This is a genomic window from Synergistales bacterium, from assembly GCA_021736445.1.
Classification (GTDB): Bacteria; Synergistota; Synergistia; order Synergistales; family Aminiphilaceae; genus JAIPGA01.
On the sequence record JAIPGA010000062.1, the window covers coordinates 1 to 15,100 of the forward strand.

Below are 15,100 nucleotides of genomic sequence, written 5' to 3' on the forward strand. Positions count from 1 at the left end.
GCCCACACCGACGCCTGTGCCGGTCTTCACCATTACCGCCAGTGCCGACGAAGGCGGTTCCATCGTCCCCTCCGGCGACGTGACGGTGGCCTGCAGCGATGATGTCGCCTTCGAGATCTCCCCGGATATCGGCTATCTGATCGATGCGGTTTCCGTAGACGGAACGGCGGTGGGCTCGCCGGACCGCTACACCTTCCACCATGTCAGCGCAGACCATCGGATCGAGGCGCTCTTCGCCCCACTGCCGACGCCCACACCGGTGCCGCCGACACCGACAGCCGCTCCCACATCGACGCCCGTGCCGCCGACGGCGACACCGGTTCCACCAACAGCCACGCCGACATCCGTACCGCCGACATCGACACCGGTTCCTCCCACTCCGACAACGGAACCGACACCGACGGCAATACCCACGCCGACGCCTGTGCCGGTCTTCACCATTACCGCCAGTGCCGACGAAGGAGGTTCCATCGTCCCCTCCGGCGACGTGACGGTGGCCTGCAGCGATGATGTCGCCTTCGAGATCTCCCCGGATATCGGCTCTCTGATCGATACGGTTTCCGTAGACGGAACGGCGGTGGGCTCGCCGGACCGCTACACCTTCCACCACGTCAGCGCAGACCATCGGATCGAGGCGCTCTTCGCCCCACTGCCGACGCCCACACCAGTGCCGCCGACACCGACAGCCGCTCCCACATCGACGCCCGTGCCGCCGACGGCGACACCGGTTCCACCAACAGCCACGCCGGTTCCACCGACTGCCACGCCGGCTCCTACAAGTCCACCAACGACCATACCGCCGACGGCGACACCGGAACCAACAACAGCAACGACAACCACACCCCGACCAAATTACGTAGCGCCACTGACAAGCGGCGATGTCTCCGTCGGCAACGGGAACACCACCGGCCTCACCGTCTCCCCGCTGGGTCCTGCTGTGCAACAGTCATTGCTGGACTTCCTCAACAGTACCGAAAACGGCTCCAGTCACCCCCTCTGCAAGAAGGCCGATCCGGGATATCTCTGCGGCGGGAGGATCTCGGGGAGGCTCCTGAACGGCACAGAACAGGGTGTCTTCGTTATCCACACATCGGATATCTTCTGCCAACAAAAAGGGCACACACACCCAATAAAGGTATTTGCATTTAACGACTGGACCACATGCTGGGCGTGCATTCCTCCAGACACAGACAGCAGTGACGCCGCTTTCTGCCTTACCGAACCGGAATGTCTGCGCTACAGCTTGCGCGACCAGTCAATCTTCGATCTGGATGGCACCGTCTACGGGGTGGCTACCCAGGTAGCCCTCCTCGCTGTTCCGGTCCCCACAGCAATCCCCGATCCCACCGACACGCCCCCGAAAGGGGAGGGCGGCTGTTCCGCCGGGCTCCCGGCAACAACACTGCTCCTCGTGCTCGTTCCGGGGATCATCGTGCTGCTGCGGCGCTAGAATAACCGGCATCCGCCCATCAGCACGGGGCGGACCGACGGCCCGCCCCGCTCCATCCCTTGATGTAAGAAAAACCGAACGACCGATTCTCAAAGTCCTCGTTAGTTGTTGTCACCATCCACGATGTTGCCCAGGGCACCGAGGATGGAGCCCTCGCCCTTGCTGCCGCCCTTCTGCGGCGCCGCCCGGAGCATCCGTCCCGCCAGCCGGGAGAAGGGCAGCGACTGCAGCCACACCGTGCCGGGGCCGGTGAGCTCCGCCAGGAAGAGCCCCTCGCCGCCGAAGAGGGAGGTCTTGATGTTGCCGGCCTGATGGATCTCGAAGTTCACGCCGCTGTCGAAGGCTACCACGCAGCCGGTGTCCACCTTGACCGTCTCGCCCGGCCCTAGGTTGCGCTCCACCACCGTGCCGCCGGCATGGACGAAGACCAGCCCGTCGCCGATAAGCTTCTGCATGATGAAGCCCTCGCCGCCGAAGAGTCCGGTGAGGATCTTCCGCTGCAGATAGAGGTCGATGGAAACCCCCTTGGCGGCGCAGAGGAAGCTGTCCTTCTGGCAGACCAGCATCCCGCCCACGGTGGGCAGCGGGATAGGGAGCACGTTGCCCGGATAGGGCGCCCCGAAGGCCACGTGGCCCTTGCCGCTCCCCTTGTGCTGGAAGACCGTCATGAAGAGGCTCTCACCGGTGAAGACCCGCTTGCCGGCCCCCACCAGGCTCTGCAGAAAGCCGCCTCCCGAAGACTGCGCGGAACCGTCGCCGAAGATGGCCTCCATGTGGATGTCCGGTTCCATATACATCATGGCGCCCGCTTCGGCCACCACGCTCTCGCCGGGGTCGAGCTCCACCTCCACGAACTGCATCTCCGAGCCGAGGATCTTGTAGTCGATCACGTCGGCCTGCCCGCCACCGGGGGGCGGGGGCACATGGGTAGGGATCTCCCCGCCGCGGAGCTCGCTCACCTCGCTGATGGGTTTCCACTCCGTAAAGCCCTGGCGCCAGGCATAGCCGTTCTGCTTCTCCCGCACCTGGGCCTCCGCCTGCCCCTGCTCGAAGGGCCCCAAACGCCGACCGTCGTAGCTGAGATACCACTGTGTCATCGCCCTGCCTCCTTCTTCGATATGTTCTCCTGCGGCCTGTCGAGGGTTGCCACAGCAAACTTCATGCATACAGAGACGCGAGAGGTTCCGCATTTGCGCTACTGCTGTTCCCCCAGCACCCACAGAAGCGCTTCTATCTGCGTTTTGAGTACAGGGAGATCCCGGGAGGCCGTAATCCAGACAATCTCGGTATCAATCCCGAAATACCCGTGGACCAGCACATTCCGCATGCCGATGATCCTGTTCCAGTCGATATCCGGTGCCCGGTCCCGCACCTCCTGAGGCAGAGCCCGCACCGCCTCCCCAATGATCTGCAGATGCCAGACAAACCATCCCTGCAGCAGTTCATCTCCGTCAAAACGTTGGCGACCACAGTGGAGATACCGCTCGATCGCGGCAATGGACTCCAGGATATCCCGAAGGCGTTCTGCGGGCTCTCTCACAGCGGCAGGGCCTCCCGAAGCACCCGCTCCCGTATCCGGGGTCTCAATCCCCCCTCGGTCACGACATCCACCGGTCGGCCGAGAAGCTGTTGCACCTCATACTGGAATCCACCGAGATCCAGAAGCCCTCTGCCGGGCTCCATCTCCACGAGCAGATCGATATCGCTCGCGGCATCGGCCTCACCGCGGGCCACCGAACCGAAGACCCGGAGGTTACGCACGCCGTATCGCTCGCAGAGCCGGACAATATCCTTGCGATGCTCCTCGAGGAGCCGCGCAATAGTCATATCCTTCCCTCCCTGGCCCACCCGGAGAGGACGTCTCCAACCGCAACGCCTCTGCCGGGGGATCACTCCGTCAACACCTCCTCTGCAGTCCCACGCCACAGAAGAGATCCACCTGCCACGCGATAATGGTATCACAGTGAATCAAGGGGGAAGCGGGCCCGGCATTGCCTTCCTTTGCTCGAAGGTCCCCAAACGCCGACCGTCGTAGCTGAGATACCACTGTGTCATCGCCCTGCCTCCCTTTCTCCTGTCCCGGGATCGCTCTTTGTATTATTATAATCTCTCTCTGCTACGTTGCACACAAGGGCCCGACGCGATAGGGCCCATCAACTCAGTTATTTTTCTCTCCCCCAGACCACAGCCTATTGACTTTCCCTCTCTGCCCGACTATATTACGATTAGCTAAAACGTTTTTGGAGCGCTTCAACAAAAATGAAGCGGGGATGGAAGCATACGGAAGGATCGGAGAAAAGCGTGGAGATTCTGGGCACCGGCGTTGCTTTTGCTGTTCACCGTCGCAATTGCCGGCGGTTGCGGAGGAGGGGGAGGCGGCGGGGGAACACCCACACCGACACCCGGCCCATCGCCGACAGTGGCACCAACGGTAACACCTGGAGTGACGCCGACACCGACACCCGGGCCCGTGACCCATCAGGCCGGAATGGTCTGGGGGCACGGTATGGACGCCGCCAACTCCAATGACCTCGGCGGATTCACCGTTGAAGTGATGACCAACGCCATGGCTGCCGCGGGACTGCGGGAAGGGACAACGGCCACGGCCAACGAGCAGGGATACTTCAACCTCGAGCTCTCCCCGGACACGGGGATTGTGCTGCAGCTCACCAAGGACGGCTACCTCCCGCAGTATGTGGAGGTTGACGTCACTCAGGGCGAAACCACAACAATCAAGACCTTCCTGCGGCAGTCGGGCGCCAGCCAGGCCATCGATCCGGCTGCAGGCGGCACCGTGGAGGATACCGACAGTGGCGGGTCGATCACCATCCCGCCCAACGCGCTGGTTAAGGAGGACGGCACGCCTGCCGGTTCGGCCAATGTCACCTTTACCGCCGTCAAGCCCTCGGCACCAAACTATATGGATCAGTTCCCGGGGAGCTTCCTCGGCATCCCCACGGGAAGCGCCTCCGCTGCGAGATCGGGGAAGAGCCAGGAGGATCCGTCGCTGCTCCAGAGCTACGGCATCGTCAACATCAACGCCGCCGACGACGCCGGAAGTCCGCTCTACTTCGTTCCCAGCGAGGACATCACGATCCGCTACCCTGTGGATCCCACCGCCGATCCCGGCGCCACCGTCCCCTCCTGGTATCTGAACTTCACCGACGGGATCTGGCGCCAGACAGGGACGGCTACCAAATCGGGCGATGTCTTCGAGACGGTGGTCAGCGGCGACGACTTCGCCGGTTCCCCGCTGGCCAGGCAGAGCGGCCGGGCCAAGAGCGCAGAGTGGGTCGGCTGGGGCTGGAGAAACGGCGTGTGGATGAACATCGACCGCTGGATAGAAAACGAATCCACCAAGCGGGTCACCGTCAGGGATATCGACGGCAACCCCGTGCAGAACGCCACCGTCTATGTCCGCGGCAACGGCTACCAGAACCGCGGCTACACCAACAGCTCCGGCGTGGTGGAGCTGACCACGGCGCCTTCGGACGCCATCGCCGTCTGGGCCGTCAAAGGCAACGTGGGCTCCTCGGTGGTCAGCGAGACGGCCGCAGCTGCAGGACAGACCAAGGACAATACCCTTACCCTCTCCCAGTCGCGGGTCACCTTCACCATGCAGTGGGGCGCCGATCCCTCGGACCTGGACGCCCATCTCTTCCTGCCCGACGGCGACCACCAGACCCATGTCTACTATAACGCCAAGGGGAGCCTCACCGAGCAGCCCTATGCCTTGCTGGACACCGACGACAGATCGTCCTACGGTCCGGAGATCGTCACCATCACCCGGTTCTACGACGGCACCTACCATTACCTGGTGAAAAACTACAGCGGTCAGGCCTACGGGCCCATCGAGGACTCGGGCTGCAGCGTCACCCTTCTGGTGGGCGGCAGCATGTACCAGTGGAACGTGCCCACCAGTAACCCCAACAACCACCCCTGGTGGCACGTCTGCAACCTGGAGACCTCCGGCGACAGCGCCACGGTCACCGAGATCAACACCCTCAAGTCCGACGCCGACGTGCAGGGCCTCCTTCCATCCCGGCTGATGGACGAGGTCAAATGGTGACCACAGAGGCATAACAGGCTCTTCGCTCTTTGATCGAGGATACGGCCCGGGGCCTTCAGGCCCCGGGCCGTTGTGTACGCCGCTGCAGCAACCTCACATGCCCCCCCTGACGCTGTCCTTGACGGCGAAGACCTCCATCTCCAGGTCCTCCAGGCTGTTCCGCAGCTCGTGGATAGACTCCTCGTGCCCCGCCACCTCCTCGGGGAACTCCTCCAGGATGGCATCCAGCTGATACTGGGCCTTGCCGATAGACTGGATCACCTTCCAGAAGGACTTCTCCGGATCGGGCTGTTTCTGCCGGCGCATGCGCTCACCCCCCTCTCTGCCACACCGTTGTCCTCCCTACTATACAGGAGAGTCACCGGAACCCGGCACCAACCGGCGAGGCTCTGGTACACTTGCTGCGGGGTATTCTGCAGAACAAGACCAGCGAACGGAAAGAGGCGATCCAGCAGTGGCACAGTCGGTGGAAATCAACGGCAAACGGCTCGAAGAGAGCCTGCGGATCATGGGACGCATCGGATTCGTCAGCGACGAGCAGGGCATCTCCCGGCTCGCCCTCGGCGAGGCCGCCCGGGAGGCCCGGGAGCTCTTTGTCTCCTGGCTGGAGGAGGAGAACCTGGAGGTACGGATCGATCCGATCGGGAACATCTTCGGCATCCGCCCCGGACGTCGGGACGGCGACCCGGTGATCGCGGGATCCCACCTGGACACGGTCCACGAAGGGGGGGCCTTCGACGGCGCCCTGGGGGTGCTGGCCGGTCTGGAGGTCATCAGAAGCCTTAACGAGGGGAAGATCGAGACGGAGCATCCCGTGGCCGTGGCGGCCTTCACCAACGAGGAGGGGGTGCGCTTCCAGCCGGACATGATGGGAAGCATGGTCATGGCGGGCAAGCTCCCGCTCGAGGAGGCCCTGGCGGCCCGTGACGACGACGGCCGGACCGTCGGGGAGGAACTGGAACGCATCGGCTTCCGCGGGAGCGACAGCGTCACCCCCAAGGCCTACCTGGAACTCCATATCGAACAGGGCCCCGTGCTGGAAGACGAAGAGAAGGAGATCGGCATTGTGGAAGGGATCCAGGGCATCGCCTGGTGGCGCTGCCACTTCCGGGGCAAGGCGGGGCACGCCGGGACCACGCCCATCCCGCTGCGGCGGGACGCCCTGCTGGGCGCCGCCGACCTATGCTGCCGGATCCGCGAACTGGCCGTGGAGCTCGGGGAGAACACCGTGGCCACCATGGGGCGTCTGGCTCCCGAACCGGATATGGTGAACGTCATCCCCTCCAGGGCCCGCTGTACCGTGGATATGCGGCAGTACGACCCGGAGCTCTACGAGGAGGGGCAAAAGGAGGTCCGGCAGCTGGTGGAAGAGATCGCCAATACCCACGGCCTGGAGGCGGAGCTGGAGCAGATGGCCGACGCCAGGCCGGTGCGCTTCCCGCCGGAGGTGGTGGAGATGGTGGAACGCCACGCCCAGGAACGGGGGTACAGCGCACTCCGGCTCCCCAGCGGAGCCGGCCACGACGCCCAGTTCATGCACTACCTCTGCCCCACGGCGATGATCTTTGTCCCCTCCATCGGCGGCGTCAGCCACACCCCGGTGGAACGGACCAGCTACACAGACACCGCCAGGGGCTGCCAGGTGCTCTGCGACAGCATTGTCGAGCTGGCCCGGGGCGCATAGCCCACAGCAGCCGTCCCGTCTCCGCGTTCTCCTGACGGGGCGGCTACTCGCTCTCCGAAGAGATGCTTTTCCATCGGTGCGGGAACCACCCCCGGCAGCAGGCGAGCATCCACCGCCCCAGCACATAACCGGCCACCACCCCGACGGCATTGGCCACGGCGTCCCCCGCCGAGGGGACCCGGCCGGGGACACAGCCCTGGAAGTACTCCAGCACAATCCCCAGGAGAAAGACCCCGACCAGGAAAAACGGCAGCAGTCGCCGACGGGTGACGAACAGAACCGGCAGAACGCTCAGGGCAGCGTAGCCGGCGGCATGGTAGAGCTTGTCCAGATGCTCCGTGTCGCCGGGGAACTCCATGGCCTCCCTGAGGGAGAAGGCCACCACACCTCCCAGCAGAACAAGCCAGAGCAGACAGGCCCCGATCCGCAGCAGCCGCACCACTAGCCGGCACGCTCCAGCGGGAGCACCACGGGATGCCCCCGGATGTATTCGATCTCCACCGGCAGACCGTAGACAGCCTCCACCATCTCCGGGGTGACCCCTTTGCGTTCGGTGGCGGCGAAGATCTCGCCCCTTCGCATGAAAAGCACCTTGTCGGCGAAGCGGAGCGCCGAGTTGAGATCGTGCATGGTCATGATCCCGGCCATCCCGTGGCCGCTGACGATATGACGGATGGTGCCCAGGATCTCCTGCTGGTTCTTGAGGTCCAGGCTGCTGGTGGGCTCGTCCAGCAGCAGCACCCGCGGCTCCTGGACCAGGGCGCGGGCGATGCCCACCTTCTGGAGCTCCCCGCCGCTCATCTCGTCGAGGAAACGGAGCGAGAGCTCTTCCAGACCAAGCGTCCTGATGATGGCATCGGTCTTCACCAGATCCTCCCGGCCGATCTTCCACTGGATATGGGGCCGCCGGCCCAGGAGGATGGCGTCGAAGGCGGTCAGCCGCCCCCCTTCCGCCTGCTGGGCCACATAGGCCAGATTCCTGGCGATCTCCATCTGCGACAGCGTCAGCAGATCGGTCTCCTCCACCAGGATGCTGCCCCCGCCGGGCCGGAGGATGGCGTTGATGCATTTGAGGAGCGTCGTCTTGCCGACGCCGTTGGGCCCCAGGATGGCCAGCAGCTCGTTCCGGTGGAGCTCGAAGCTCACGTCCCGCAAGACATTCCGGCTCTTGTAGCTGAATTCCACATCCTGAACAGAGAGAATCATCGGCGATACCCCTTGACGATCAGATAGAGAAAGACCGGCGCCCCCACAAAGGAGGTGAGCACGGCCACCGGCAGCACGTGGGGGGCCATTACCAGACGGGCCGTGGTGTCCGCCGCCAGCAGCAGCAGGCCGCCCATGACACAGGAACCGGGAAGCAGAAAGCGGTTGTCGTCGCCGATGAGCCGCCGCACCATGTGGGGGCAGACCAGCCCCACAAAGCCGATGATCCCCACAAAGGCGATGACCACCGCCGTCACCATCGACGCGAAGAGCATCCCCAGCAGACGTACCCGCCGGACATGCACGCCGAGCCCCTGAGCCGTCTCGTCGCCGGCGTCGATGGCGTTGTAGTTCCAGGCGTTGGCGACGAAGTAGAGCGTCACCGCTCCGGTCACGGCGGCGATGACGGCCAGTTCGCCCCAGTCCGCCCGGGCTACGTCTCCGAAGGTCCAGAATACCATAGCCGCCAGCTGGACGTCATCGGCGAAGTACTGCAGGAACATCGTCCCGGCGGTAAAGAGCGACCCCAGAGCCACCCCGGCGAGGATCATCACCTCCGGCGAGCCGCGCCGCAGCCGGGCCACCAGGATCACCACCGCCGTGGCCACCATGCTCATGGCGAAGGCGGCCAGGGTGGTCATCCCCGGTCTGACCACCGTGACGGCGTCGGCGCCGGGGCTGTGCATCACCCCGGAGCCGATGACCATCACCGAGAAGGCGGCCCCGAAGGCCGCCGCCTGGGAGATCCCCAGGGTGAAGGGGGAACCCAGCGGGTTCCCCAGCACGGACTGCATCACCGCTCCGGCCGCGGCCAGCCCCGCTCCGGCGACGACAGCCGTCAGGACCTGGGGCAGACGGATGTTGAAGACAATCACGTCGAGCCGCCTGGAGACATGCTGCATCAGCAACGTCTGGAGCACCTCCACCGGCGGAATCCGCACCGCCCCCACCGAGACGGCGACGACCACCAGTGCGGCCAGCAGCACCACGCCAAGGAGGATCAGGCCGATCTTGACACCGATATAGCGGGTGTAGGCCGTCGGGACCGTTCCCTCTTCGAGATGCATCAGCCTCATCCCTCCGAGCAATACGACGTATACGTCATTATACCCTGCCTAGTTGCCGATCGCATCCAGATCCAGACGGGTGAAGACCAGATTCAGAAAGGATTCGTTCATCTTATCAAAGACCGGCCCGCCCACCAGGAATGTGTAGATCTCGTCGGCCTTGGCCACGGGATCGATATCGCTGAAGCGCTCCGGATAGAGCACGCTGCCCACGAAGTAGGCGTTGGCCAGGATGGAGCCGTAGTTTCTCGTATACCAGTTGTAGGGCAGCACCCCGTAGACCCTGTCTTCCAGAACCGCCGTCAGCACCTGGTAGCAGGCATCGTGCTGCAGCTGGTAGACCGCCCCGGACTCCTGCCCCGCCTGGACAGTGGAGAGGTCCACAAAGAGGTAGTCCGGATCCCAGGCGACGATCTGCTCCCGGGCCACCGTGGCGTGCTGCAGCTGCCCTCCCTCTCTGGAGGGATCAAAGGCGACATTCCGGGCGTTGGTGAAGACAAAGGGCGGGTAGGCCGGCTCGGTGGAGCGGAAACCGTGGGGCCCCTTGTGGGCGATCCCGCCGACATAGCAGGTGGGACGCCCCTTTTTGGGGATGTCGCCGGTCCGCGCCTCCAGATCGGCCTGTGCTTCGGCAAAGAAGTCGATCACCGCTCCGGCGCGCTCCTCCCTGCCAAGGACACGCCCCATGATCCGCAGGGCCTCCTCCATGTCGTCCCGATAGGTGGTGAGTGTTCCGTAGTTCAGCACCACCACGGGGATACCGGTCTTGGCCTGCAGCTCCTCCGGGTCGTAGCCCATATTGCCGTAGGTCCTGAAGATCACCTGCGGCCTGGGGTCCAGGGCGGCGATGAGTTCGGGGTTGTCGTGGCCGCGGAACTCGCCGAAAAGCGGCTGTTCCTTGAATTCGGGATGGGCCAGAAAGTAGGGCCGGGCCTCGAAGGTGCGCCGGCTCTTTTCCATGTCGTCCACACCGACGATCCGGTCCTCCGCCTGGAGATAGACCAGATAGCGCAGACTCCCCGGGCCGGAACAGATCACCCGCTCCGGGTGTCTGGGCACCGTCAGCTCCCGCCCCCAGGCATCGGTGACCTCCATGGTATCGTTCCCCGCACACGCCGCTCCGGCAGAAAGGAAGGCCGCCGCCAGCACAAGAGAGAGCACCGCAGTCACTTGATACAGTCCGCTTCGTCCACGCACAGGAATCCCTCCATACCCAATTGGTGTTACGAATATACTAATCCGTAACACTCGGCAGCGCAAGGGATTCCTGTACCAATCTATAGGTAGCGTTGCCCAAATCGCTCGATCACGTCGAGGAACCCTGTGGGGAGGCGACGGCGCACCTCGTCGGCGATCCAGGCCGGCGGCGGGCCGCAGGCGGCCTCCGCCAGCGCCCCGGCGATGGCGGCCAGGGTGTCGGCGTCACCCCCCAGGGAGACGGCCAGACGCACCGCCTCCTCGAAGTCCCCGGCCTCAAGAAAGGCACGAAACGCCTGGGGAACGCTGCCCGGCGCGGTGGCGTCGAAACGGTAGGCTGGGCGGAGCTCCGCAATGGAGGTGCCCAGATCGTACCCGGCGAAGGATTCCACCCGGCGGGCGATCTCCCGCCGGTCCACCCCTCTGCGCGCCCAGAACACCCCCAGCGCCACCGCCTGTGCCCCTCTGATCCCCTCGGGGTGGCCGTGGGTGGGCAGTGCGCTCGCCTCGGCCTCCGCCTTCACCACTTCCTCGTCGTCGAAGGCCCAGCCGACAGGGCTCACCCGCATGGCCGCCCCGTTGCCCAGGCTGTTCGCGGGCTCCCGGGCCCCCTGCAGCAGTCGGCGCCTGGTGGCGCTGCTGAAGCCCGCATCGGGATAGGCCTGCCCGTAGCGACAGAGGTAGTCCCGGTAGCTGCCGCCGCTGAGCAGGCAGTCCGCCAGCGCCACGGTGAGCACCGTATCGTCGGTGAATCGGCTCCCCTCAAGAAAGAGCGGGAAATCGGTCCGCTTGACAGGCCGGCCTTCGTAGACCGACCCGATCACATCGCCCGCAATGGCTCCGATCATCGCTTCCCCTCCTTTTTTCCGCAGGGCGGTCGCCCGCCTTCTCCCGGGCAGACCGCTATCGCGCAATAGCATGTAGTATAATAACCGGTATCATCCCTGCACAAGGCTCCGGCTGTCGCCGGAGCAGACCGCACAGCGGCTGGAGGTATTCCATGCATGTACAGACACTGACTCCGGAACAGATCGACTATGCCCGAACCTTCCACGGCCATTGGTGTCCGGGACTGGCGATGGGGCTGCGGATCGCCGAGAGGGCCCTGGCCACCGTGGGTCCCAGCGGCGGCGACGAGGAGGTGGTGGCCGTGGCCGAATGCGACAACTGTTCGGTCGACGCCATCCAGGCGCTGCTGGGCTGCACCTTCGGCAAGGGGAACCTGCTCCACCGCGACTACGGCAAGACCGCCTTCTCCTTCTACCGGCGCAGCGACGGGTATGCGGAACGCATTGTCGCCACACCGCCGGCAGGCGCGCAGGAGGGAAGCCATGCCGAACGGGCCGCGGCGATCATGGCGGCGCCACTGGAGGAGGCGGTCGCCGTCGGTCCCGCCGGGGAACCGATGCCCTTCCGGGCATCACTCTACCGGAGCGCCCCCTGCGAGGAGTGCGGCGAACCGGTTATGGAGCCCCGGCTCCGCTGTCTGGGAGGAAGGCGCCTCTGTATCCCCTGCTTCCACAAGGTCCTGGAACGTGGTAGGCTCCACGAAAACAACACATGAAAGGGTGCGTGCCATGTTTCTCCATAAGGAGTTCACCTTCGATGCGGCCCATCGGCTCGAGGCGTACCACGGCAAGTGCGAGGCCCTCCACGGCCATACCTACAGGCTCCGGGTCACGCTGGAGGGAAGGCCGGACAGCGAGGGCATGGTGATGGACTTCCTGACCCTCAAGCGGATCGTCACGGACCATGCCCTGGCCTCGCTGGACCACGCCTACCTCAACGACGTCCTCCCCCAGCCGACGGCGGAACGCATCGCCCTCTGGATATGGCGGCAGCTGGCGCCGGAGGTTGACCACCAACATTGTACCCTCTACGCCGTGCAGGTCTGGGAGACCGCCACCTCATCGGTGGCCATCCACCGCGAGGATGTGGAGCGCGCCGAAGCCGAGGGGATGATGCCGCGATGACCCCCTACTGGCACCGCTTCCGTTCGCGCCGGGAGCTCGCCGCGGGGCTGGAGCGTCTGGGGGCGGACAAACGCTGTCTGCCCTACTTCGACCGGAAGCGGGAGACCCTCTCGCTGGTCTTCCCCGAACTGGACTTCCGGGCCGCCAACGCACTGAAGCAGGAGCTGCTCTCCCGGGGCGGCGACGTGGCGGTCCACCGGCAGACCATCGACGGCGGAATCGAGAAAAGCGACTGCATTCTGATCGGCACCGAGAAGCAGCTCCGGATGCTGGCGGACAAGCTGGAGGCCATGCCCTACTGGGGATTGCCGACCGTCCGCACGGCTCTGACGGAGGCCCTGGACAACCTGCACACCGCGGCATCCACCCTGCAGCTGCCTGGGGACAGAACGCTGACGCTGGACAGCCACACCAGGATCATGGGCATCCTCAACCGCACCCCCGACTCCTTCTACGCCGGCAGCCGTGTGGCCTCCCGGGGAACCGTGGCAACAGGCGGCGCCATGCTGGAAGCGGGCGCCGCCATTCTGGACATCGGCGCCGAGTCCTCCCGCCCCGGTTCGGAGCCGGTGAGCGAGGATGAAGAGATGGACCGACTCCTCCCCGACATCGAGGCGCTGCGCAGGGCTTTCCCCGGGGCCGTGCTCTCGGCGGACACCACCAAGGCCTCCGTGGCCCGTGCCGCTGTGGAGGCCGGTGCCGACATGGTCAACGACATCTCCGGGTTCGCCTTCGACGAAGCCATGGCCCCCACGGTGGCCCGACTCGGTGTCCCCACGGTGCTGATGCACATCAAGGGCACCCCGAAAACCATGCAGCGCGACCCCCACTACCACCACCTCTTCGCCGAAATGACCGGATACTTCGACGAGCGGGTCGGCTACGCCCTGCGGTGCGGCATCCGCCGCGACCAGCTGATCCTGGACCCGGGGATCGGCTTCGGCAAGCGGAAGGAGGACAACCTGGCCATCCTGCGCCACCTGGAGGCCTTCCGCACCTTCGGGCTTCCGCTGCTGGTGGGGCACTCCCGGAAGAGCACCATCGGCCGGGTCACCGGCGAGGAGGACCCGGCGGGGCGCCTGGAGGGGACGCTGGCCGTTTCGGCGCTCTGCGCCTGGCAGGGCGTCCCTCTGATCCGCGTGCACGATGTGGCGGAGAACGCCAAGGTCCTCCGGACCATCCAGGCCGTGAAGGGATAACCGCGGCCGCAGACCGGCCCAGGGAAGGAAAGGAGCAATCATGGAGGTACTGCCCGTACTGGATATCAAGGACGGCGCGGCGGTGCAGGGCTACCGGGGCGAACGGGAGCGCTACCGCCCGGTGGAAAGCGTTCTGACCGACAGCAGCGACCCTCTCGACCTGCTGAGGGCTCTCTTGGCCGCCACCGGCGCCTCCACATGGTACGCCGCCGATCTGGACGCGCTGCAGGGGAAGGGGGACAACGCCTCCCTTCTCGACCAGCTTGCCGTCGCTGCCGGTGTGCCGCCGTGGATCGACGCGGGAACGGGCACCCTGGAAGCGGTAGAGGCTCTGCTCGAACAGGTTCCTGCCGCCGCAGCCATCGTCGGCTCCGAGACCCTGAACGGCGAAGAGGGATTCCACAGCCTTTCCGTGACGCTCCCGGAGAGACAGCGGATCTTCAGTCTGGACATCAAAGACCGACGGCCCCTCACCGGGGAGGGTTCTCCCTTCGCGGAGCGGACCATTATGGAGAGCCTGGAACTGCTCTCCTCCACGGGCTGGCGGAGGGTGATCCTGCTGGGACTGGAACAGGTGGGCACGGGCGGGGGCCTCCCCTTCGAGCTGCTGGGCTCCGCCCGTCGGGCCTTCCCGGAGCTGGAGCTCTACGCCGGCGGGGGGCTCCGCTCCGCCGGGGAACTGGGTCATCTCGCCTCCCTGGGCGTCTCCGGCGTCCTGGCGGCCACGGCCCTCCACCGGGGCTGGATCACGTCAACGGATATCGAGGAGGTGTCCCCATGAGGACCCTCCATCCGGAACGGACGGCACTGCTGGCAAGCGTTCTCTCGGCCGAGGAGGTACCGGCCGCCCTCTCCGGCGGCGCCGACATCATGGATGTGAAAAACCCGGCCGAAGGAGCGCTGGGAGCCCCCTCCCCGGCAACAGTGCGGGCTGTGCGGGCGGCCACACCGGCGGAGCTCCACGTGAGCGCGGCCCTGGGGGACATGCCGGACCTGCCCGGCACGGCGGCGCTGGCGGCGGTAGGCGCGGCGTCGGCGGGCGCCTCAATCGTGAAGGTGGGGCTCTACGGCCCATCCACCGAAGAGGCGGTCTGCCGCCTGCTCGGGACGGTGGCCGCGGCGCTGGCCGCAGAGAGCCCGGCAACAGCGCTGGTGGCGGGCGTCTACCCCGACGCACCGCTTTCCAAGGGCATCAACCCCCTGTCGGTGCCGCGCTGCGCCGCCGAAGCGGGGGTGGCGGGCTGCCTCCTGGACA

General features: G+C 65.6%; 17 protein-coding genes. 8 read left to right on the forward strand and 9 right to left on the reverse strand.

What is annotated here, in order from left to right:
* A partial coding sequence (locus K9L28_08925; protein ID MCF7936451.1) for a hypothetical protein occupies nt 1-1,450 on the forward strand: 1,450 nt, incomplete at its 5' end.
* Nucleotides 1,451-1,551: 101 nt separating this feature from the next.
* Here K9L28_08925 and K9L28_08930 read toward each other — a convergent pair.
* From K9L28_08930 to K9L28_08940, 3 genes are all read right to left on the reverse strand, one after another.
* Nucleotides 1,552-2,547, reverse strand: coding sequence for a TIGR00266 family protein (locus K9L28_08930; protein ID MCF7936452.1), 996 nt, complete (start codon nt 2,545-2,547; stop codon nt 1,552-1,554).
* A 98-nt stretch (nt 2,548-2,645) separates the two neighbouring features.
* The gene (locus K9L28_08935) at nt 2,646-2,990 is read right to left on the reverse strand and encodes a DUF86 domain-containing protein (protein ID MCF7936453.1); all 345 of its coding nucleotides are present in this window, start codon (nt 2,988-2,990) and stop codon (nt 2,646-2,648) included.
* The gene (locus K9L28_08940) at nt 2,987-3,277 is read right to left on the reverse strand and encodes a nucleotidyltransferase family protein (protein MCF7936454.1); all 291 of its coding nucleotides are present in this window, start codon (nt 3,275-3,277) and stop codon (nt 2,987-2,989) included. The genes K9L28_08935 and K9L28_08940 overlap by 4 nt, the downstream gene beginning before the upstream one ends.
* A 643-nt stretch (nt 3,278-3,920) precedes the next feature.
* Here K9L28_08940 and K9L28_08945 point away from each other — a divergent pair.
* The gene (locus K9L28_08945) at nt 3,921-5,519 is read left to right on the forward strand and encodes a hypothetical protein (protein ID MCF7936455.1); all 1,599 of its coding nucleotides are present in this window, start codon (nt 3,921-3,923) and stop codon (nt 5,517-5,519) included.
* Between the two features lie 93 nt (nt 5,520-5,612).
* Here the strand turns inward: K9L28_08945 and K9L28_08950 are convergent, their stop codons facing one another.
* Nucleotides 5,613-5,825, reverse strand: a complete 213-nt coding sequence (locus K9L28_08950; GenBank protein MCF7936456.1) for a hypothetical protein — start codon at nt 5,823-5,825, stop codon at nt 5,613-5,615.
* A 148-nt stretch (nt 5,826-5,973) separates the two neighbouring features.
* Between K9L28_08950 and K9L28_08955 the strand changes: the two genes are divergently transcribed.
* On the forward strand, nt 5,974-7,203 hold the full coding sequence (locus tag K9L28_08955) for a Zn-dependent hydrolase (protein ID MCF7936457.1): 1,230 nt from the start codon (nt 5,974-5,976) through the stop codon (nt 7,201-7,203).
* Nucleotides 7,204-7,246: 43 nt separating this feature from the next.
* Here K9L28_08955 and K9L28_08960 read toward each other — a convergent pair whose 3' ends face one another.
* The 5 genes from K9L28_08960 to K9L28_08980 all read right to left on the reverse strand — a co-directional run bounded on the left by K9L28_08960 (nt 7,247) and on the right by K9L28_08980 (nt 11,521).
* Nucleotides 7,247-7,645: a VanZ family protein gene (locus tag K9L28_08960; GenBank protein MCF7936458.1), complete on the reverse strand. Its 399-nt coding sequence runs from the start codon at nt 7,643-7,645 to the stop codon at nt 7,247-7,249.
* Complete coding sequence (locus tag K9L28_08965; protein ID MCF7936459.1) at nt 7,645-8,409, reverse strand: ABC transporter ATP-binding protein; 765 nt, start codon at nt 8,407-8,409, stop codon at nt 7,645-7,647. Before K9L28_08965 ends, K9L28_08960 begins: the two co-directional genes overlap by 1 nt.
* On the reverse strand, nt 8,406-9,476 hold the full coding sequence (locus tag K9L28_08970) for an iron ABC transporter permease (protein MCF7936460.1): 1,071 nt from the start codon (nt 9,474-9,476) through the stop codon (nt 8,406-8,408). Before K9L28_08970 ends, K9L28_08965 begins: the two co-directional genes overlap by 4 nt.
* Nucleotides 9,477-9,524: 48 nt before the next feature.
* A complete protein-coding gene (locus K9L28_08975; protein ID MCF7936461.1) occupies nt 9,525-10,571 on the reverse strand; it encodes an iron ABC transporter substrate-binding protein in 1,047 nt (348 codons plus the stop codon).
* 182 nt (nt 10,572-10,753) lie between these two features.
* On the reverse strand, nt 10,754-11,521 hold the full coding sequence (locus K9L28_08980; GenBank protein ID MCF7936462.1) for an ADP-ribosylglycohydrolase family protein: 768 nt from the start codon (nt 11,519-11,521) through the stop codon (nt 10,754-10,756).
* A 152-nt stretch (nt 11,522-11,673) separates the two neighbouring features.
* Here K9L28_08980 and K9L28_08985 point away from each other — a divergent pair, with 152 nt between their 5' ends.
* From K9L28_08985 to K9L28_09005, 5 genes are all read left to right on the forward strand, one after another.
* Nucleotides 11,674-12,237, forward strand: a complete 564-nt coding sequence (locus K9L28_08985) for a TraR/DksA C4-type zinc finger protein (protein MCF7936463.1) — start codon at nt 11,674-11,676, stop codon at nt 12,235-12,237.
* Between the two features lie 13 nt (nt 12,238-12,250).
* Complete coding sequence (gene queD / locus K9L28_08990) at nt 12,251-12,646, forward strand: 6-carboxytetrahydropterin synthase QueD (GenBank protein MCF7936464.1); 396 nt, start codon at nt 12,251-12,253, stop codon at nt 12,644-12,646.
* Nucleotides 12,643-13,845, forward strand: a complete 1,203-nt coding sequence (folP, locus tag K9L28_08995) for a dihydropteroate synthase (GenBank protein ID MCF7936465.1) — start codon at nt 12,643-12,645, stop codon at nt 13,843-13,845. The genes queD and folP overlap by 4 nt, the downstream gene beginning before the upstream one ends.
* Nucleotides 13,846-13,885: 40 nt before the next feature.
* The gene (locus tag K9L28_09000) at nt 13,886-14,626 is read left to right on the forward strand and encodes a phosphoribosylformimino-5-aminoimidazole carboxamide ribotide isomerase (GenBank protein MCF7936466.1); all 741 of its coding nucleotides are present in this window, start codon (nt 13,886-13,888) and stop codon (nt 14,624-14,626) included.
* Nucleotides 14,623-15,100, forward strand: a 478-nt coding sequence (locus tag K9L28_09005; protein MCF7936467.1) for a (5-formylfuran-3-yl)methyl phosphate synthase, incomplete at its 3' end; no start/stop codon positions are given. The genes K9L28_09000 and K9L28_09005, both read left to right, overlap by 4 nt.